The 20908-nt window shown below is 31.3% G+C and carries 24 protein-coding genes; 1 reads left to right on the top strand and 23 read right to left on the bottom strand.

Annotation, left to right across the window (positions count from 1 at the left end; translation table 11 throughout):
- Positions 1–31: 31 nt before the first annotated feature.
- The 22 genes from ACSVC9_RS02590 to ACSVC9_RS02485 form a co-directional block, all read right to left on the bottom strand.
- Positions 32–238: a gamma-glutamylcyclotransferase gene (locus tag ACSVC9_RS02590; RefSeq protein ID WP_446898832.1), complete on the bottom strand. Its 207-nt coding sequence runs from the start codon at positions 236–238 to the stop codon at positions 32–34.
- Positions 231–968 (bottom strand): virulence-related protein, encoded by a 738-nt coding sequence (locus tag ACSVC9_RS02585; RefSeq protein WP_446898831.1) that lies wholly within the window; start codon positions 966–968, stop codon positions 231–233. Before ACSVC9_RS02585 ends, ACSVC9_RS02590 begins: the two co-directional genes overlap by 8 nt.
- 239 nt (positions 969–1207) lie before the next feature.
- On the bottom strand, positions 1208–1519 hold the full coding sequence (locus tag ACSVC9_RS02580; protein ID WP_446898830.1) for a hypothetical protein: 312 nt from the start codon (positions 1517–1519) through the stop codon (positions 1208–1210).
- Positions 1520–1587: 68 nt separating this feature from the next.
- Entirely contained in the window at positions 1588–2832 is a 1245-nt protein-coding gene (locus ACSVC9_RS02575) for a site-specific DNA-methyltransferase (RefSeq protein WP_446898829.1), read from the bottom strand.
- Between the two features lie 275 nt (positions 2833–3107).
- Positions 3108–3485 carry an HNH endonuclease gene (locus ACSVC9_RS02570; RefSeq protein WP_446898828.1) on the bottom strand — a complete coding sequence of 126 codons (378 nt, stop codon included), beginning with the start codon at positions 3483–3485 and terminating at the stop codon, positions 3108–3110.
- Positions 3486–3500: 15 nt separating this feature from the next.
- Positions 3501–3803, bottom strand: a complete 303-nt coding sequence (locus ACSVC9_RS02565; protein WP_446898827.1) for a hypothetical protein — start codon at positions 3801–3803, stop codon at positions 3501–3503.
- On the bottom strand, positions 3778–3906 hold the full coding sequence (locus tag ACSVC9_RS02560; protein WP_446898826.1) for a hypothetical protein: 129 nt from the start codon (positions 3904–3906) through the stop codon (positions 3778–3780). Before ACSVC9_RS02560 ends, ACSVC9_RS02565 begins: the two co-directional genes overlap by 26 nt.
- Before the next feature lie 251 nt (positions 3907–4157).
- Positions 4158–4406 (bottom strand): hypothetical protein, encoded by a 249-nt coding sequence (locus ACSVC9_RS02555; RefSeq protein ID WP_446898825.1) that lies wholly within the window; start codon positions 4404–4406, stop codon positions 4158–4160.
- A 29-nt stretch (positions 4407–4435) separates the two neighbouring features.
- On the bottom strand, positions 4436–4945 hold the full coding sequence (locus ACSVC9_RS02550) for a hypothetical protein (protein WP_446898824.1): 510 nt from the start codon (positions 4943–4945) through the stop codon (positions 4436–4438).
- Positions 4946–5164: 219 nt separating this feature from the next.
- Positions 5165–5644, bottom strand: coding sequence for a DUF1492 domain-containing protein (locus ACSVC9_RS02545; RefSeq protein WP_446898823.1), 480 nt, complete (start codon positions 5642–5644; stop codon positions 5165–5167).
- Positions 5645–5665: 21 nt separating this feature from the next.
- Complete coding sequence (locus ACSVC9_RS02540) at positions 5666–5986, bottom strand: DUF7768 domain-containing protein (RefSeq protein WP_446898822.1); 321 nt, start codon at positions 5984–5986, stop codon at positions 5666–5668.
- A gap of 15 nt (positions 5987–6001) precedes the next feature.
- Positions 6002–7348, bottom strand: coding sequence for an SNF2-related protein (locus ACSVC9_RS02535; RefSeq protein ID WP_446898821.1), 1347 nt, complete (start codon positions 7346–7348; stop codon positions 6002–6004).
- Complete coding sequence (locus tag ACSVC9_RS02530; protein WP_446898820.1) at positions 7345–7623, bottom strand: VRR-NUC domain-containing protein; 279 nt, start codon at positions 7621–7623, stop codon at positions 7345–7347. The genes ACSVC9_RS02535 and ACSVC9_RS02530 overlap by 4 nt, the downstream gene beginning before the upstream one ends.
- Positions 7624–7955: 332 nt before the next feature.
- The gene (locus ACSVC9_RS02525) at positions 7956–10400 is read right to left on the bottom strand and encodes a VapE domain-containing protein (protein ID WP_446898819.1); all 2445 of its coding nucleotides are present in this window, start codon (positions 10398–10400) and stop codon (positions 7956–7958) included.
- 17 nt (positions 10401–10417) lie between these two features.
- Entirely contained in the window at positions 10418–12370 is a 1953-nt protein-coding gene (locus tag ACSVC9_RS02520) for a DNA polymerase (protein WP_446898818.1), read from the bottom strand.
- Between the two features lie 41 nt (positions 12371–12411).
- Positions 12412–12954: a DUF2815 family protein gene (locus ACSVC9_RS02515; protein ID WP_446898817.1), complete on the bottom strand. Its 543-nt coding sequence runs from the start codon at positions 12952–12954 to the stop codon at positions 12412–12414.
- Between the two features lie 16 nt (positions 12955–12970).
- On the bottom strand, positions 12971–14095 hold the full coding sequence (locus ACSVC9_RS02510) for a DUF2800 domain-containing protein (protein WP_446898816.1): 1125 nt from the start codon (positions 14093–14095) through the stop codon (positions 12971–12973).
- Positions 14095–14409, bottom strand: coding sequence for an rRNA biogenesis protein rrp5 (locus ACSVC9_RS02505; RefSeq protein WP_446898815.1), 315 nt, complete (start codon positions 14407–14409; stop codon positions 14095–14097). The genes ACSVC9_RS02510 and ACSVC9_RS02505 overlap by 1 nt, the downstream gene beginning before the upstream one ends.
- A complete protein-coding gene (locus tag ACSVC9_RS02500) occupies positions 14410–14622 on the bottom strand; it encodes a helix-turn-helix domain-containing protein (RefSeq protein ID WP_446898814.1) in 213 nt (70 codons plus the stop codon). It abuts the gene before it with no gap.
- Positions 14623–14707: 85 nt separating this feature from the next.
- Entirely contained in the window at positions 14708–15493 is a 786-nt protein-coding gene (locus ACSVC9_RS02495; protein WP_446898813.1) for an ImmA/IrrE family metallo-endopeptidase, read from the bottom strand.
- Positions 15493–15867, bottom strand: coding sequence for a helix-turn-helix domain-containing protein (locus tag ACSVC9_RS02490; protein WP_446898812.1), 375 nt, complete (start codon positions 15865–15867; stop codon positions 15493–15495). The genes ACSVC9_RS02495 and ACSVC9_RS02490 overlap by 1 nt, the downstream gene beginning before the upstream one ends.
- Positions 15868–16379: 512 nt before the next feature.
- Complete coding sequence (locus ACSVC9_RS02485; protein ID WP_446898811.1) at positions 16380–16643, bottom strand: hypothetical protein; 264 nt, start codon at positions 16641–16643, stop codon at positions 16380–16382.
- A 458-nt stretch (positions 16644–17101) separates the two neighbouring features.
- Here ACSVC9_RS02485 and ACSVC9_RS02480 point away from each other — a divergent pair, with 458 nt between their 5' ends.
- The gene (locus ACSVC9_RS02480; RefSeq protein ID WP_446898810.1) at positions 17102–18376 is read left to right on the top strand and encodes a hypothetical protein; all 1275 of its coding nucleotides are present in this window, start codon (positions 17102–17104) and stop codon (positions 18374–18376) included.
- A gap of 102 nt (positions 18377–18478) precedes the next feature.
- On the opposite strand, the gene ACSVC9_RS02475 is transcribed toward ACSVC9_RS02480, so the two are convergent.
- Positions 18479–20905 (bottom strand): Eco57I restriction-modification methylase domain-containing protein, encoded by a 2427-nt coding sequence (locus ACSVC9_RS02475; protein WP_446898809.1) that lies wholly within the window; start codon positions 20903–20905, stop codon positions 18479–18481.
- Positions 20906–20908 lie beyond the last annotated feature (3 nt).

Below are 20908 nucleotides of genomic sequence, written 5' to 3'. Positions count from 1 at the left end.
GAGCCTACACTTGTAGACCCCTTATCATATTTTAGCCTTTTATACCTTTGTAATTGTAATTTCCTTTCTTAATCTCCTCATGTTCAGTTTCTACAGCTTCTTTGTAATCACTACGTCTTCTTTCTTTATCTTTGCAGCTTAAGCATATGCAATCCTGATTATACATGGACATTGTTCTACCATTTTTAAGACTTCCACCACAACGGCTACAGGTTTTTTGAGTAAAAAACTTATCCATTTATTATTTTCCCCTCTTCCTTAACAACTTTTCTAAAAGCACTGTTACCATCTAGCTTACTAAGTAATTGATTTCTTGCCTCTTTATACCTATCTCCTATAAATCCAAGCCTTAAAAGCCAAGTTCTAAAGGTATATTTTTCATTATCCGTTTGCCTTTCCTTTGGAGAAGAGTGTTTAAACTTCTTTGAACTTTCATTAAGTGCCTCAACAAATTGGTCAGCAATTTCAGCATTCTCAATTCCTTTTATAAATTTAAATTCTAAAGTTTCTTTTTCAAAATCAAAACTAATACCGGGACACTTTTCTGCTCCAATTTCTAAAACTGCTGTTTTAAAATCTTCAATGCTCGCAATCCTTATGCTATTTATACCTTCCACAAATTCTTTTGTGACAATTTCTGTTTCAATGCCTAGTGCCTTTTTTATAAGAGTCTGCTTGCTACTTACCATATTTATTAAATTTCTTAAACTAATTCCTGTATGTTCAGCTATTGAGAATATAATTTCTGAATGCTCAGTCTCTGCTTTTATACTTTCTTCTTGAAAATCATTTAACAATTCTTCAAGTTCTACTTCAACACCTTTTGAGTTTTTAATTTTACCATCTTTATCGATAGTTATAATTCCTCCTGATGTTTGTATTTGGTAAGCAAAGCTTGGTGCTCCCATATATTCTGGTTTCACCCCAAAATGCTCACCTAATATTTTTACAGTTTCTTTTCTATCCAAATCAATTACCTCCTGTGCTTTTTTGTTATTACATATATCACTCTAAAGCACGGATATATCAAGTTATTTATGAAGGTTTATTTTCTTTAAATAAAGGCTAATATGAGTACCAAGGCGGTGATATCAATGAAAAAATCAAGCTTTATAAGAATAGATACTCTTGTAACTATTTCAGCAATTATAATTTTTACATTAGCAGCAGTTAAATTTGTACACTAAAAAAAGCCTCTTCAGGCTTTTTATTTTTCTATGGCTGTATATCTTGGGTATGTATATCCTTCTGAATCTACCAGAATGCTTTTATTTGTTTTTGTATTTTTTACTCTTATGCATCTCAACTCATCTTTTTCGTTGAAACCACCATCTTCTTCTGATATCCATGTTCGATCCTTCCAAAGTTCCTTCACAAATTGCTTAAATTCAACATCACTCAATTCTATTTCTTTTACAACTTCATAAGCTGTTCCTTTCATTCCATCCTTTTTAGCTTCTTTTGTAAATTCCTCAAGTTCCTTTAAATTTAAAACCTTTCTTCCAAACAATGCTTTCATTTTGTTTTCCTCCATGTGCTTTTTTGTTATACTATATATCACTCTAAAGCACAGTAATAGCAAGGGTTTTATTCACTTTTAATTGCATTTTTATAATCTATCTTTTTGCCATCTCTAATTAGAAAAACTCCTTCATCTCCAGCAGTTTCTATATATCTTTTTACAATAACATCACAATATTTTTCATCAAGTTCTACAGCATAACATATCCTATCTGTTTGTTCACAGGCAATTAAAGTAGATCCACTTCCTGCAAAAGGTTCAAATACTATACAGTTTGCCATGCTGCTATTCTTAATTGGATATGCTATTAATGGTATCGGCTTCATTGTTGGATGATCTGGACTTTTGCTCGGTCTATCAAAGTTCCATACAGTTGTCTGTTTTCTGTCTGAATACCATCTATGCTTCCCTGTTGGTTTCCATCCATAAAGTACAGGCTCATGCTGGAATTGATAATCACTTCTTCCTAAAACCAATGACTGCTTTACCCAAACACATACGCTTGAAAGATGAAATCCAGATTCTCTAAAAGCCTTTCTAAAGTTCAATCCTTCTGTATCCGCATGGAAAATATACGCTCCTGCACCATCATCCAATACTGAATAGATATTTTTAAAAGCAGCCAATAAAAATTCATGAAAACTCTTATCATCCATACTGTCATTTTTTATAACTCTCTCATTTTCTTTTCCTGCTGAATAATTAACGTTGTACGGTGGATCTGTAACACATAGATTAGCTTTCTTTCCATTCATAAGCTTTTCAACATCAGAAGTTTCCGTGCTGTCACCACATATTAACCTGTGTTTTCCTAAAATCCACAGATCACCTGCTTTTGTTATAGGTTCTTCTATTTCTTCAAGAGCTTTATCTGCATCAAAGTTATCGTCACTGACATCTTTATCATGGACTTTAGAAAATAAATCTTCTATCTCTGCTGCGTCAAATCCTGTAAGAGAGATATCAAACATAGATTTATCAAGTTCATCTAAAATATCAGCTAACTTTGGCATATCCCATTCTCCACTTACTTTATTAAGAGCTACATTTAGAGCTTTCTCTTCATCCGGACTTATATCAACAACAACGCATTCAATTTCCTTCGCACCTTCCTGTTTTAAAACTTTAAATCTTTGATGTCCCCCTACAATATTACCTGTTTTTTTATTCCAAATTACAGGTTCTACATATCCAAAGGTTTCAATCGATCTTTTAAGTTTTTCATATTCAGGATCTCCCGGCTTTAAATCTTTTCTTGGATTATATTTAGCTGGATTAAGCTTTTTAACAGATACCTTTTGGATCTCCAAATTATCACCTTCCTTAAAAGCAAATAGAAAACACCTTAAAAAGTATATTTTTCATTTAACTTCTTAAGGTGCAAAACTTTCTGTAATTCCTTTAAAATTCAGCATTTTTTATATTTGATTTTTAGCCTATACCCCCCTATGGAATTTTGCGATTTTTCACACGAAGGGGGCCACCCGGCCTTTCCGGCACAGCTCCAGAGGAAATTATACCCCCTACCTCTTCAGAAATTATCAACAGGTTGTCCACAGGTTGTAAACAAGTTTCTGTTGATAACTTAATAAGAATAAACTTTATTCTTGTTTCCAAACCTACCATCTTCCTTTGCAGTCTTAACATCATGATGATGCTTACATAAAGATTGCCAGTTGCTCTCATCCCAGAAAAGTTTCTCATTACCTTTGTGAGGTATAACATGATCTACTACTTCTGCGACAGTAACTATTCCTTCTCTTTTACATTCTTCACAAAGAGGATGCTCTTTCAAAAATTGTTTTCTAAGCTTTCTCCATCTACTGTTGTAAAGTTTCTTAAAAGGTCTGCTTGTCTTACTGTAGTTTTTATCTATTTTCTTTCGGTGTTTACTGCAGTATCTTTCACTTGTAAGTTCAGGGCATTCTGGATAACTACAAGGTCTTTGATGTTTAAATGGCACGACTTTCACCTCTACTCATTTAAGTACAGCCTGTGTTATTTTAATTAACTGTTTCTTATTTAAAGCTTCTAAATATCTTTGCCTTTCTTTATAAGAACATTCTTCAAGGCTTTTTTGATTTCTGCCTTGCTTTATAAAAATCCCTGTTAACCTTAAATCATCTCTACTTGATTCTAGGTAATGTCTCCTCCAAATATTGTAATACCTAATAGCATTATTTTTATTAATACCTCTCGCAATAAGTTTTTTAATAGCAATAGATCTATTACACATTTCAAAGTTATTACAAAGATTATATATTTTTTCTAGGTCTATCATTTTTATTAACCCTCTTACTTTTTCTTATACATCCTGGGAACATACAAAATATAAGATTACTGCTTATTTTGTCACTCCATACACATCTTCTGCATTTATTCATAATTCCTCCAACAATAGCAAAGACCTCAGGACATAAGTCTGAAGCCTTAATTTTTGTATAATAAAAGCCCTAAGAGTTTTATCTCTCAAGGCTATTCTTGTCTTTTTATATCTTTCTACAGTTTATATTATAACATAGAAATACTATCAGTTTACTCTCAACTTAGAGCCAACTTAATATCATATTGCAATCAACTTATATTAAATCCATTGACAAATTTTAAATTTAAGCTTAATTAATTTTTATTTATTCTATTGAAGTCTTTTTGCTCCAACAGCTTTATTCAATGCTCCTTTAATTGAAGATCTCATATTGCAGCTATTATTATACGTTAGCCAAATATCTACACTATTGATTGTAATACTCCAATTATTCACAACACTAATAGTTGTAGTACTATTAGTTGCTCTCTTTTGCATCCTCTGAACTAAATTGTTAAGTTTATTAATCTCTGCTGCAGTAAATGCTATTGCTGTTGAGTAAGAAAATGTTGCACTCATATTTATACCTCCATTCATTATTTTAATATCTATTCAATGCTAACTCCTTGTTGTTCCAACTCTTGAATCTGTAGCTCCACATATCTCTTTTGGGCATATAAATAACGTAACTTTTCTTTCTTCATATCCAGTATTGCTCCAGTTTTTAAAGATTGTGTAGCTTCTGTTTCACCTCTTACTTCTGATATACTAATATCAGACGATAAATCCACTTCCCTTGAAGAAACAATAGTTAAAAGTCGGTTTGGAGTATTTGAGTACTGCTCCCATCCAAACTTATTGTGCAAACGCCTTGAGAATAAACCTACCTTTCTGTAAAGCTCTATTTCTTCTCCATCTTCAACCTCTATTTCTAACTCCACGTTTATCATAGCTTTACTTATATTTATAATTTCAAGCTTTTGCTTACCCTTATGATATATGTTAAAATTGTCTCGTGCATTTAAAATATCATTTGTTAAATCTTCAGTCGTAAAATCAATAGTAATATCCGGTTTTGGGTCCATCATTGCAAGAGTTATTTGAAATCTTTTTTTCATAAATTCTACCTCCTCATTTATTAGCTATATTACTCCTAAGTCATCTCTAAGTCAATTCTATCTTAACCTATTTAACGGTAAATATTCTGATAAACTATTAATAGCTTAATTTTTCTATTGTTATCTCTATTTTTCATTAATCTAACTTATCCTAACTTACCCTGTTCTGACCTAAATTATTATACATTTACGAATTACTTAACAAAAGGCTAACCACTTCTAAATGGCTAACCTATAAGTTTTAAATATCTCTACTATTTCATCTATTCCTTTTTTCCTATATCTATTTAAAGTATTGGCACTAATAAATAATGTCTTACAGATATCAGCTCTTTTATTTTTATCAATGTATATTTTTTTAATAACTTCTTGTAGTGTTTTATCTAAACATTCTATTGAATTTTCTAATTTCATAAGTTCAAACTGATTAGTTTTTATAATTTTTTCAATATCTTTTCTTCCTGCTGTTCTTTGCTTTGCATTAACTTCTTTATAAACCAAAGCAATTTTTGATGTTTTATCAGAAATGGCACTTGTATTTACTCTTTCTCCCTGTGGAGCTGTGAATGTTAACCCTTCTATAGTTTCCTCTTCTGAATCATACATGGGTGATTCTAATAAAAGTATCAATTGCTCTATTTCCTTTTTTATTTGATGATAATTTTTCAAAAGATATTCCACATATTCTCTGGTTTCCATAACAACCCTCCTAAACTAGCTCTATATTCTTTTACAATCAAAGCTAAATCTTATTATAGGCATTTCAAGTTTTTCAGCTATTTTAATTTCACTTTTCATCCCATCAGATATCATATTTCCAAAGACCCATAATTCATCACAATGCTTTAAAAGTTCAAGTCCGAGATTCATTCCTTTTTTGCGTTCTTCTTCAATATCATCATCAAGGAACTGTGTAAATATTGTATGTGGTGCAAGTGGCAGTACCCCTTCTTTTACAGCAAAGTGACAATAGTTATTTGCACGTTCTTTATTCTTTTCAACATATCCCCTAAGTGGAGAGCATATATAAACAAGTTTCATGTGTATTCCTCCTCGTCACTTTATATTATTAAGTCTTGCTTTTACCACCTGAAGTAGTGCTTCCTGTCCTACTTCTTTATTTTGAAGTGCTTTCATTACATCTTCATCCATAGTTCCTTTTGCTACTAAATGATGCACTATTACATTTTGTTTTTGTCCTTGCCTATATAATCTGGCATTAGCTTGCTGATAAAGTTCTAGGCTCCAGGTAAGTCCAAACCAAACTATTATATTTCCTCCTGCCTGAAGATTAAGTCCATGTCCTGCTGATGCTGGATGCACTAACATTATAGGAATTTCTCCTCTATTCCAAGCTTTAATATCCTCTGATGTTTTTAATTCTTTTGCTTTAAAATATTTCTGAAGCCTATCTCTATCATGTTTATAGGAATAAAATATAAGTACTGACTTTCCATTAGCAGCTTCAATAACATCCTCTAAAGCTTTAAGTTTTTCATCATGAATTTCTAAAACATCACCATTCTCATCATATACAGCACCATTTGCCATTTGAAGTAACTTATTTGTAAGTACAGCAGCATTATTTGCAACTACATCTGAATCTTTAAATGGAAGAAGTAAATCTCTTTCTAGCTGCTTGTACTTATTCATTGCTGCTTTTGATAAATTAATTTTTATTATATTATTTATCCTATCTGGAAGTTTTAAATAATCTTCTGCTTTCATGCTTACACATATATCTTTTAATTTTTCATAAATATGTTCTTTTACCCCTTCTTTAGGCTTATAACTAAAAATAACACTTTGATTTCTTTTATCCGGTAAAAAATATCTTTCTCTATATCCTGTTATTGTTCTTCCAAGTCTTTCTCCTCCATCTAAAAGATAAATCTCTGACCATAAATCCATAAGTCCGTTTGGTGCTGGTGTTCCTGTAAGTCCTACTATTCTTTTAGGTTTTACTTTTCTTAATGCCTTAAATCTTTGAGATTTTGAAGACTTAAAACTTGAAAGTTCATCTATAACAACCATATCAAAAGGCCAATATCTCCCATAATATTTCACAAGCCACACCACATTTTCTCTGTTTATAACATAAATATCTGCTTTATGATTTAATGCTGCCGTACGTTCTTTCTCTGTTCCTAGTACCTTTGATATTTTTAGATGTTTTAAATGATCCCACTTTTCACTTTCGCTGGTCCAGGTATCTTCCGCTACTCTGAGTGGAGCTATAACCAAAACTTTTATAACATCAAAATAGTCATACATAAGTTCATCTATGGCTGTAAGTGTTACTACGGTCTTCCCAAGTCCCATGTCCATTAAAAGTCCTGCTTTTTCTTTATCTAAAATCCACTGTGCAGCATACTTCTGATAATTATGAGGTTTATAAATCACAGCATCATCTCCTGAATAAAATCATTAACTGCTTTAAAACTATCTATTAGGTAAACTTTAAAGCCTAAAGTTTCAAGCTGTTTTTTTCTTTTAAGCTGCAGAGCTCTCATTTTTTTGCCCGGTGCTTTAAGTTCTACAAATGCAACTTTTCCTTTTGGCATTAAAACAATTCTATCTGCTACACCTGCTAAACCCGGTGATACAAACTTTAGTGCCATACCACCACATTTTTCAACTTCAACTTTTAACCTATTTTCTACTTTACTTTCTAACATTTCATACCTTCTTTCAAAGATATCCACAGTATCTTTAATAGGCTGTTTTCCTTACGCGGGCGCGTATATAGGATATGTGTATATAGGTATTTCTATATTTTATATACCTATATATAGTAATAAGGATATATAAGATACTAATAGTCTTAAAGCCTTATATTTCTAAATTTAAATGGTATCCTTAACCGTATCTATACCATGTTTTTATGGATATTTAAGATACTTTAATTTTTATAAATATTATGCTTATAGGAACTTTATATTTTTAAGGATACAATAGATACGCTACTAAAAAATCTATTAATAGATACTTAAGGATATCCTATTTTTTCTTAAGGATACGTTCTTATAAATGCTCTTTGAAGTCCATAGTTTTTACCAAATTTAAGTTTTCCACTTCCCTTAGAATAGGGCTGCCACCCTTCAATCTTTCTTAAAATGTCATTAATCTCTCTTGACTGGGCGGGTGTCATTTGCTTTGGATCTGCTTGAAAAAGCTCCACCCATATTTCCATTGCGCACACTCTATCCCTTTTGACAGTTCCTTCTTTTGCCTTTCCAAAATCAGTATCATGGATAAACATTCTTCGTGCTCCAATATCAAGGTCGCCCCAATTTTCAGGTAGCAACCTATCAAGGTACTCTCTAATTAAACCTTCTTTAGAACTTTCCTCTGTATGCTGTTCTTGAACCTTAACAGCTTCTTTTTCTAAGTCAGGTGTAAGAAATAATTTTTCTCCATTTCTCCACAGCTTCAAAGCTTCGGCCCATATTTGGTCTATTTCATTTTGAGTCATATCTGTCCACAAATTTTTATTACTTTTGTTTATTCCTACAACTACAGGCCAATAGCGCCTATTTCCTGTCTTATCTCTTAAAAAATCATTATCATTAGTAGTCCCAAAGAATACGCATTGCCTTGGAAATTTAGTAACCCTTTTACCATAGGCAACTCTATAAATGTCCTCTCGTTTTGATATAAAATGTTTTACTGCTTCAGCTTCTGCTTTCTTTGTTGCAGATAATTCAGCCATTTCAATAAGCCATGCATCTTGAAGCTGTTCGTAAGCTTCCTTTCCCTGCACTGTATTTAAAGAATCTGAATACCAACTTTGGCCTAACAAGCTTATAATATGACTTTTTCCTATACCCTGCTTTCCAACTAAAACCAGCATATAATCAAACTTTATTCCCGGTACAAATACACGAGCTACTGCCGCAACCATAGCTTTTCTAGTTACTATTCTTGTGTAAACATTGTTCTCCGCGCCAAGATAATCAATAAATAATGTTTCAATTCTCCTTGTGCCATCCCAAGCAATTTCTTCAAGGTAGTCTCTTATTGGATGATATTTATTTTTTTCTTCTACAATAAGCAGTGCATCATTTATCTTTGTAGGTGACGTTATATCATATACTTTTTCAATATAATATCTTAAGGCTGCATCATCACTGTCCTTCCACGTTTCCCCTTCTTCTATGTTCTTTAGCTTATGCCATGGAAGATCTCCTTTTATAACAGTTCTATGTGAAAACTCATTTAAAGCTATCTTCTCTTTTAAATAAGGATCATTTTCAAGTATTAAAACTATATTTCCTATTGTAGATTTATAAAAACCTCTTTTATCAACTTCAAGTAATTTTAACCATTCTGTATCTACATCTCTTAAATCATTTATTAAAGTAAAGTCCTCCTTTACTGCATTCAACCTTTCTTCTCCTAGAGTAACCTTTACCTTTTCATCTTTTCTTACAAAATCCATCATAGCCTGATATGACGGAAGTTTTACAACTGGCGTTCCTTCTTTAACATCTTCATCTAGACTGCCAAACTTATGGAATCTCACTAAATCAAAGGCATTGCAAAGTTTCCCTGACACTGGATCTGTTCCATGGTGAGAATAAGCAAAGTCACCATTTTCATAAATAACAAGTCCCCCTGAAGTTGAACCTTTAGTATAAGTGTATCTATTGTTATCAGCACATGGCACATAGATGTCGCTTAAAAACTTTTCTACAGCATCCATTACTGTATAACTTCTGCAGAAAGCTCCTATTATGCCGCCTTTTTCTCTTGGATTTCCCTGCTTATCTGCCAACTTTTCTCTCTTTTTTATACTTCTCGAAGATTCAGGCCAAAATGAAGTATCATGCCAATCTTCATATTTATTTAAAACTTCATCTGGATTTAACCACTTTTCATCTATATATTCAAAAACAAATTCTCCATCTTGTGATGTAGAAGGCCAGTACATAAGCCTTGAAGGTTCATATGTTGTATCATCAAAATAATCTATACCTATATCCTTTGCAACCATTCTGGACACAGCTCCGTACTCCTCTGGGTTTACTGTTCTGCTTAGAGGAATGATCAACCTGAACCTCGGCTTATTTTTGCTGTGCTTATGGGTTGTATATATACAGCATCCAAAATCAAATAACATTTCAATGGTATCCCATAATCCCTCTTTTCCATAATCAACATCTAAAGTAAGAAGGCATCTATTTAATAGTGAATTACTTTTTCTTCTTCCATTTTTTAAAGTACCACCAACAAAGCCGCCAACATCTTTAACGTTATCCTGCTCACCCTTTAAAAGTTTTTTATATTCTTCGTAGGTTTCTGCTGTCCTTGTAGTTTGACTCACTCTATCTAAAAATTCTGACCATTTCATTTGTTTATTCTTCCATTTTAATTCTTTGCGATTTCTACCTACAGCAATATTAATAACTCCATCATTCTTCAATTTTATTTTAGAATTAACCTCAGTGTTCATACTTTTCACCACCTTGCTTAATCTTTTTTATAATAACTTGTTTCAAACCCGTCTGCCTTTAGTGGAAGTCCGGGAGCCCATTCTATAGATTCCCCCATGATTTTATTTACTTCATTTAATGATCCAAAGCCATTTGGTACATCTAATATCACTTCATCATGAACATGGAAAACTATCTTGTATCCCGCTTTATCGAGTCTTAGCATAGCTTCTGCCAGACAGTCCCTTGCAATTGCCTGAACTATATTTTCAGTAAGCTTTCCTCCATAAGTACTGAGTCTTCCCCACTGTTTAGTTCCCTGTTCTATTCCCTCATAAGTAAGCTTAGGCTTATTAAATCTAACATCTGTTTCAATTCTAGGTCTTACATAAGCAAGACTCCTGCCTGATGGAAGTTTAATAAATAAAACTCCACCCCTACATGAAAATTCAAGTCCATACTGCATTTTCACTACTTTCTTTTCATCTACTGACTTTATTGCTGCTGTCTCAATTTTCTTCCAAAGTCTTACTATATTAGAGTTTGATTTTCTCCAGGCTGCAACAATTTCTGGAAGCTCTTCTTCCTTCAATCCCATCTTTACAGCTCCCATAGCTATAAGTGCACCACTGCTTCCTTGATATCCACAGGCAAGCGTTGCTACTTTACCTTTCTGCCTTAATGCATATTCAGGATTTCCCTTTACTATCTTTTCAATTGGCACTCCAAACATCTTACTTGCTGTCATTTCATAAATCTTTCCACTACTTTTAAATGTATCTATAACCCACTTTTCTCCTGCAAGCCAGGCTATAACTCTAGCTTCAATGGCACTAAAATCTGATACGACAAATCTTGAGTTTTGTGATGGAATAAAAGCTGTCCTTATAAGTTGTGATAAAACATCCGGTATACTATCAAATAAAATTTCTAACATCTCAAAATTTCCTGTTTTAAGGAGCATACGTGCATCTTCTAAATTATCCATATTATTTCTTGGTAAATTTTGAGTTTGAACTAATTTAGAACTCCACCGTCCAGTTCTATTTGCTCCATAAAATTTCATAAGTCCCATCACTCTTTCATCATGGCACATAGCCCTTTCCATAGCTTCATATTTTTTAACAGAAGTTTTAGATAATTCTTGTCTGAGCTCAAGCACTCTTTTAACCTTATCATCTTCTACTTCTCCTAGTAATTCTTTTACCTTTTCTTTGGATAAGCTTTTAACCTTTATACCTTTAGTTTCAAGCCACACTTTTAATTGAGACGGACTATTTGGATTTTTAAGATTTGTTAAAGCTGCAGCTTCTTTTGTTTTTTCATTTTGATAGGCTTCGTCACACTTTATAGCATTGTAAACTAACGATTTATCTATCTTAACCCCACCATCATTTATTTTTTGGTCTAGTGCCCACAGCTTCCATTCATTTTCTGCAGCTGGATACCTATCTAACTTTTTTCTTATAGTTCTTTCAACTTCTACATCCTGTTTGCAGTATCTTTTAAATATCTCCCATTTTTCTCTATTATGTTCTGGCAGATTGCGGGTTCTTCCATTATTAGATTTGGTAGGCTTACAGGGCATAGAAAAGTATCTAAGGAGAGCTTTTCCTTCGCTCATTTTTTGCTGTTCAAGACTCATACATTTAGCTACTTTATCAAGACTTGTTGGAAGTCCTAATTCAAGTGAATGAACAGCACTGCATCTCCACTGCTCCGGTGGCATAGGTTTACTTAGATATTTTGCTAGACAAGTTCTTTCAAAGTTAGCGTTAAAAGCAGTTTTAATAATCTTAGGATTAATCACATCTCCTATTACAGCTTGTGGTAATTTCTCACCACAAACTAAATCTATAATTTCAACATGGTTATCATCATAAGCATATGCAAATAATAAAATTTCAAAGTCTGAAGCTTCTACATAAGCATAGACTCCGCATTTTATAAGATCTATGCTGGAATATGTTTCAACATCAATAGCTAACAATTAACCATCTCCTAAATAGGTCAGGGAGATTTCTCTCCCTATTAGTCTAAAAAATTATCTTCAACTTCTACTGGTTCAAAATCCTCCTCAGCTTTACTTCTTCCTCCTAGTGGTTCTCCGTCTTTTAACTTTTGTAGATTCTGAAGTCCACAGGCTATACCCTTATTTCCATTTGCATTATAGGCATAAAATACAACACTGGCTCTGCCATAACATCCACTATAAAATTCACTCTGATCTAATATAGGCTGTACATTTTTATCCACAATTCCAGGCTTTATGTTGCTGTTAGCATTTATAAAATAGCTGTCTGCATAGGCTTCATCATCAGGTTTGTCTATATCTCCATCTCTAAGAGGAATCTTCAGATTAGACGGTATCTTACCACCAAGTTTCGATGTACCTTCCTGTTTTGCCTCTTCAATAGCAGCTTTAATCTTTTTAATTGTAGCCTTATCTGATTTTGGAATAATGAAGCTCACAGAATACTTTGCATCTCCACCATTAATACTCTTTGCTTCCCATACATTTGCATAACTAAATCTTCCTACACCGGTTATTACCTTTGTTAAATTTGACATCATAACTATCACTTCTCCTTTATTTAAAATCTAACTCTGCAGTATTTTTTATTTCTGGTCTCTTATCACTCTCAACCACCAATGTTAATTTACCTTGGGGTTTGTAAACTAAATTATTAAGTAATTCCTTAAACTTCTTTTTACCCATAGCTTTTTCCATGGCTGTAATACCTAATAAGTTTTTAGAATATATATCTTCTTCTTTATATCCTGCATCTATTAAAGTTTTAGAAACAGCTTCTTCATCACTATATTTTCTGCTGCTTCTTCCCTCTACTAACTTAAAACCATCCCATTTCTTATTTTCATTTACAGCTTTATCAAGTGCATAGGCTTGGATATCATTTGCCCATTTTTGTAGTTCATCTATGCCTGATAATATTTCTGCAATTTCATCATCATTTAAAAGCGGACCTTTTCTAAAATCATATTGTGCCATTTTCATGTTTTCTTCTGTTCTTGCTCTACAATTAAATTTAGCCCTACAAAACCTGCAGTGCTCTCCAGCACAAAATTCTCCTTCACCTTTTATGGCAAGATCTGCTTTTGGCTTTACTACATCTTCTGCCCATTTAATCAAGTCATCTACAGTAATTTCAAAAGTTGATATGTTATCAAGTCTCGGCTGGCAAATAGTCATTCTAACTTTTTCAATGTCATAAAGGCTGTCAAATAAGTTCAGAGCACCTATGGCATACAGCATCATTTGGGGATTATGAGCACCTGAAACTTCTACACCTTTTCCATATTTCAAATCAACAATATCTAGAATCTTATCTGAAACAATAACAAGATCTCCTGTACCAAAACCTTTAGGTACGCAATTTGAAAAATCAAGTTTCTGTTCCACAAGTATAATTGGATCTTTTGATCTAGCTTTAGCTTCTGCTATAAGCTCACAGCCATAATTAAAATAAATGTCTGTATAATATTCCAGTTCCTTTTCATCAAATTCACTTTTAAGCTTTTTGATCTTTATTCCAAGGTATTTCTTTAATTTATATTCCGCTAATGCATGAGCAGCAGTTCCCTCTTTTGCAAAGACACTACTCTTGTTTTCAAAGTTTTCTTCAAGCCTTGCAGAAGGTGGACATGCTATCCACCTATGAGAGCTTGAAGCCGATAAAAGTGCATGTTCGCCCATTAAATCAACTCCGCTTCTTTTAATAACTCAGAGTATTTATCCTTTGGTATATCAGTTAATTTTTTACCACCAAATTTTTTAATAAGTTCTTTCACCTCTTTCTGCTTGCCATTTTGTGCAAGTTGTGCAAGTACTGCCCTCACCTCTTCTAAAGTTGTAGTTTTAACTTCTTCCTTTTCTTTTGATGCTTGTACTTCTTTAGGTTCTTCATTTATTTGAACCCCTGTTTTCATTTGTGGTAATGCTTCAGCTAAAGCTAGTAAAGCATTCATAATATCTGGAGAATCAACTCTCACCCTAATATTAATATCCATCTATAACACCCCTTTCTTTTTAAATAAAGTATCTGCTGACTCTTCTGGAAATACTCTTAAAAGTCCACTTGCAACCTTACGGCCTACTCCCCTTTTTCCACTAAGAACCCTACTTATAGTTCCTTTTGATACATTAGCCTTGGCAGCTAACTTATTTTGAGATAAACCATTTACCTCCATTAGTTCTTTCAATTTTGAAGAATTTAAATCCATAATCATCCCCCTCTTGTGTTACCTTTTATGCTTGTTAGCTAATTTGCTAACATAAAGTTAAAAAAAGTATGTACTTAACAGCACATTAGCAATATGCTAATTGTGCTGTTTCTTCTCTTACAAGTTTTAATTGCTTTAGCCTAATTGAAGCTGCCTGTATTGATACATTAAATATTCCAGCAAGTTCTCTAGACATATCATTTGCAAATTCATAAGTATCAAAATCTCTATCTAAAGTTATATAACCATCACCAATACCGACTTCTTTAAATATGTTTTGTGCCGCTATTATAAATGTCTTTTTAGGCATTATCAAACATGATGATGTATAATTTGCCTGCCATTCCATCCAGTCAGTGTCTGTTTTAAATGTCCTTTTCTCTGAATAATCTTCAAAACTTCTTTTCAGACACTTTATTGATTTAACTTCTTCATTATCTAACATATCAAAAATATTAATCTGCTCTTCATGTGTCTCAAACATTTCTCTATGCAGCATCCAGTGGCCACATTCATGTGCATTGGTAAACCTGCATCTTCCTTCTTGATCTTCTGTAAGTAAACCATTGTTTATAACTACAGTACCTTTTTTTACATATATATCCTTGTACTTACCTTTTTCTAAATCGTATACAGTAAGAATTCCGTTGTTAAAAGTTGTTAATCCAAGAACACTTCCATCTGGTGTTATATCTGCATAATCAACTTCAAGATGTAAATAATTTTCTAAAAATTCTTCTATTGGTGTTGGCATAGGTTCTTCTAATATTTTTGAATCAAAATCCCCTAAGTATGCTTCTGCAATTTCTTCAATATCATCTTTAGAAAGAATTGGCAGACCGTTACTTTTTCTTTTAACTTCAATGTGCACTAGACTTTGCCTCCTTTTTCAGTTAGCTTTTTAACAAACTCATCCCAATCCTCCTCTGTCGCAACTTCTCTAGCTTTTCTTAATGCCACCCTGACTTTTTTAGACGACATAATGTATTCCGGAAGATCAGGTGCTATAGTGTTCTTACCTTCTCCTGCTAAATCAAACATTGTATGTTTTTCATCCTCAGTTAATTTTAAAATTTCAGCTATTTGTATAAGCCTATCCATATCCGGCGGATATCTTCTGCCTTTTTCAATGTCACTGAGATATGCGGGAGCAATTCCTAGTTCAGCGGCCATTCCTCTCAATGTTATTCCAAGTTTTTTTCTTTTATCTGCTATAAATTTTCCAAAACTAAATATATCATCCATCTTATTACCTCTCTACGCATTATAGCGTGTTCGCATATCTGATAACATTATTGTAAAGGAAACAGTTTCCATTGTCAAGAGGAAACTGCTAAATTTTTCAATTAAAAAAGATAGTTTTTAAACTTCCCTTCTTTTATTTGTTTTAAAGCTTTCTCATATAAACTTTGCAACTTATCCATTTTAACATTAAAAATATAAGTATCTTCAAACAAAAATGGAGCTTTAACATCTATATTATGTCAATAGATCGTAAAATTGGGCAAAGAAAAACACCAGATACTGTTGTACCTAGTGTTTTATTCTTGACTATCTTATTTAAACATTTTATATTTCTAATTGATAAATATTTAGTTTCTTATTGCAGATGCAAGTTTTATTGCTTCTTCTTTAGAAAAAGTAATCTTCAAAATTCCATTAGATTTGGTAACAGGATTTTTTTCTTTTTTCATTAGTTCATTCTCAGGTACATTAACTTCTATAATATCTAACTTAAGCAACTGACCTTGTCTTTTCTATAATCCAATGGCAATATGAATTTCATTTGAATTCATTGTATTAAAACTCCCTTTAGGACTTTCATGATTAATAAAAACATAATAAGAATTCCCCAAAACTTTTTCTCTAGAAATTTCAAACTTTGCAGTTTTATACAAATCCTTACTAGCTTTTTGAATTTTAGGAATATCTCTAAATCCTTTATTATAGTTATTTGGATCAGTATAGTTATTATTAGCTACTTCTTCAGATCCACATATTTCAGTTATTTTATCAGCCAATTGATTAGCAGAAGAAACTGGAATATATATATATCTACTCTATTTTTGGGATTACTTTGAAAATTTTCTTTTACTTTAAACAAATCTTTACACAATAAAGTTATATTACTATTATCATCCAATATTGATATTTGTGGATTATTATTTAAATCCTTATAGTGCGACAAAAATACATTCTTCCCAGATTCTACATAAGCTAAAAAATTCCTTTAAAAATATGTAATATAATTTAGCCCCACAAGTAAAACTTTACATAAATATAGCGGTAATTGCTATCTTATTTAAATTAACCTTGCCCATCAAATTTACACCAAATTATAATATAATTTCACAATCGCATTAAATTATTTCTCCACAATAATCCACTTTATGATATAATTTCAATATGTACACTTTAAGCTTTTTAATGAATTAAATGTTATAATATATAATTTTTTAACGAAGGGGGACAATTTATTTTGAATATTCTTAATCAGCCTTATGAAGGTGCTTTAGGTGACTTACTTAATAATTATTTAACTGCAAATTATGGATATTCATCCTTTACTATGGTTTCTGCTTATGCAAAACTTAGTGGAGTTTTACGTTTAAAAACATCATTGTTAGCATTTAAATCAAATGGTGGAATTATAAAAGCCTTTATAGGAATCGATCAAAGAAACACTTCATATGAAGCTTTAGAAGAACTTTACAATATTTGCGATGAACTTTATATAGTACATTCAGAAAATCTTTCTCATACATTTCATCATAAAATTTATGCATTTTACTCACAATATAACGCTTTTGTTGCAATAGGCTCAAATAACTTAACTAGTGGAGGACTTTGGACAAACTATGAAACTACCATGCTTTTCAATTATAATCTTTCAGATCCACTCCATAATATGGAATTCTCTAAAATTCTTACTTTATTAAACACATATTCAAACAATGATTATCCATGCTCTATAAAAATTAGTGATGCTGATATCATTAATGTTTTACTTAATGAGCAATATATATTAAAAGAAGAAACTATAAATTCAGGTATATCCCAAACTATCAGCACTGCTACAAATAAAAGCCATACAAAACTTTTTGGATCAGAATCCTTTAAAGCCCCTCCATTACCAAATAACTATACAAAAGATAATATTATTTCCGAAAATTCACCAACTTATGAATCAATTAATACTATGCAAACCAATGCATTAACACCACAACATACTCCTATACTCACTGAATTTGAATCGTACGAAACTTTCTGGTTCGAAATGAGAGCTTCCACTGGTGGTTCAAGAAACATTCTTGATTTATCAATGGTTGGGACAATCATGGGTGGGACTGCTACTGGAACTCGTTATGAAATGCCTCAACAAAATCAGATGTATGGCGGTGTTTTATTTTTTGATATAAATCCTACCCCACATTCTGAAGAAAAGAATTTAACTATTAATTTTGAAGACGTTGATTATTATCCTAGTACTATATTATTTGCAGATAATAATGGTTCTTGGAGATTACAGCTTAAAGGATCTAATGCTAAAAATACACAGTCTCTATCACAGTTTGGTAAAACACGATTTGTAAATAACATATTAGTGTTTAAAAAAGTTTCAACTAATTACTACATTCTTTCTGTAGTAGATGGAAAACAAATAGATAATTTAAGAGCAAATAGCCAAGTATATGCTTGCAATGGAAATAGTACAAACTCAAAACAATATGGCATGTTAATAAACAACTTGTAAATATATAGCAGTATGTCTTTATACATACTGCTATAATTTTCAAAAAATATAAAACTGTCTAAAATCAAGGGTTATTTTGATAGAGAATAAAGTTTAACATTTTTAAATATTTTGCCCAATGCTAAAAAATTTTTTAATTTGTTCTTCACTATAAAAGTTAGGAAAGTGTTTAGCAATACTGTTTAATGTCTGTAGTTTTATCTTATATGATTTTGAAACTAAAATATCTATTTCACTCATAACTTTTTTCTTATCTATAAACCTATCGTATACAATTATTGGCTTGTATGATATATCCGAAAATAACCCTTCTAATCTTTCATCATCATGTAATAATGTATATACTCTATCAAATATGTGATATTTAATACTCTTAGTAACATTTTTAAAAAGAATTATTTTTTCAAAATCTATAACCTCTGGCACAGGAATTTGTTTTATAACACTTTGAGTTAAATCAATACCAGAAAGCTTTAACCTTACAAAGTAGTCAAACACAATTGAGTTAAATAAAGCTAACATTAATATAAGATTTTCTGTATTCTCAGTCTGTAAAAGTTGAATAGATTGGCTTGTAGGCATATGCGGTAATATCGTTGCTATAGTAGTTCGCGTATTAGTACTAGAAGTTAAACTTCTCCACATTAATGAATACTTTTTATTATATTTTTTAGATAATGACTTCCAAAAGTCTTTTTTAATATAGTATCTTGATACAGGTAATTCTTTTTTGGGGACATCCTTTTCTAAACTAATTCTACGAGAAGATGCCTTATTACGATATTTTTCTTCATTTGTCATATCTTTAAATGTTGAAAACCTACCATCATACTGCTCTATAAATTTTCCTTCATATATAGGTAAATTCTTATCTGTCGCTTCTTTTAAAATAGCTTCAGCATGAGCTGTTAAATGTACAATCCTACCAAATTTACAATCTGGAAAAACTTCTTCAAATCGCGGATATTTATTGTATGCTTTTATCAAAAACTCAATATCAGATTTATCAGTTATATTAGGCAACATACCTGTTTCTGGATTTAATATTAACAGAGTTTTTGCATCCATCTTAACCATTTCAGTTGATAATATTTCTCTCATATCAGTGAGTCCCATAGCCAATTCAAATAGTTTGTTTCCACATTTTTCAAAAATAATTACACAAAATTTTTCTCTTGAATCTATATTAAAAATTTTATTTTTATTATCAAAACAGTATATTGAATTAATTAAATTTGAAGAAATAAAATAATTGAATAACTTGCTATTATTCGAAGATGTAACTATTGCTCCTTTTAGCACAAGAGCTGAAACTCCATTTCTATTTAATATTGTTGTAGATAGCTCTGCAAACAATGAATAGGTATTAAGTTCCCCATTAAGTGAAAATTTCAATAAACTATTACTCGTAATAATTTTTTTTATATTTGAGTAATCAGAAGCAATATTTGAATAATGCTTATACACATAAGGCATTTTATCTTTCAAATTGTTTATTGCTACAAGTCTATGATTTTTTTGTGCAATTTCCGAAATTGGAGGATAAATATTTTTAAAAAACTTTTTTTCTTCAAGCCTAATCTTTTCCCATGGCGGATTTCCAAGTATAATGTCAAATTTTTGGTTATTTAACATGTATTTAAGATTAATACCCATATTCTCATTATATATTCTAGATAATGCAGCAAGTTCTATTTTTTCATCTATATTATAATGTTTATTATTAAAAATTAAAGGATTTCCGATAATAAAATGTGAATTTATTCGTTGAATATTATTTATACTTCCTGAAAATTTAATCAAATTAGATATAGTTAATTGAATTGCAATCGGATCAACATCAATTCCCCACATATTATTAATTACCCTTACACAATATTCATGTGACTTTGATATATATCTTGAAATATAATCTAATACAGCAAAGAAAAAGTCTCCACCTCCACATGACAAATCAATAATTTTTGCATTTTCTATTAACTTTTCAACATTATTTTGCTTATCAAAATCTAAATTAGTATAAGAATAATTTTTAATACCAATATTTTTTTCTATAAACCTATCCATTGCCTTTCTTGTTATATTTATTGCAAATTCTTTTGGAGTATAATAAGAACCTTTTACATTCCTAGAGTTCTTATCAGTATGCATTTCAATTACATTTCCATTAATTTTTAAATCATATGTTAGCATATCTTGATACAAATTTACTAGGTCAATATCTTCACTATTTGTATTCTTAAATATAAAATATAGTTCATCATTAAGTTCACTTTGAAAATGTTCATAATATTCTAACATGCCATCACTTATCAGTCCTAATGAATGCATTTCACGTATAGCCAACTCTATTGTATTATTACATAAATTAGCCTTCTTCTTTAACTTTTTATAATTTATTATAGAAAAAGTCAAATAGGTAACTTTAAATTGAGTACTTTTTACTAATTCAATATTTTCATAGTTTTGTTTTAATATATTTGATATCAGAGTAGATATTGTTTTAATTAAAGTTTCTATTATCTTCAAAAT

This window comes from Clostridium sp. LBM24168 (assembly GCF_052953915.1).
This window is presented reverse-complemented; position numbering and strand designations above follow the sequence as displayed.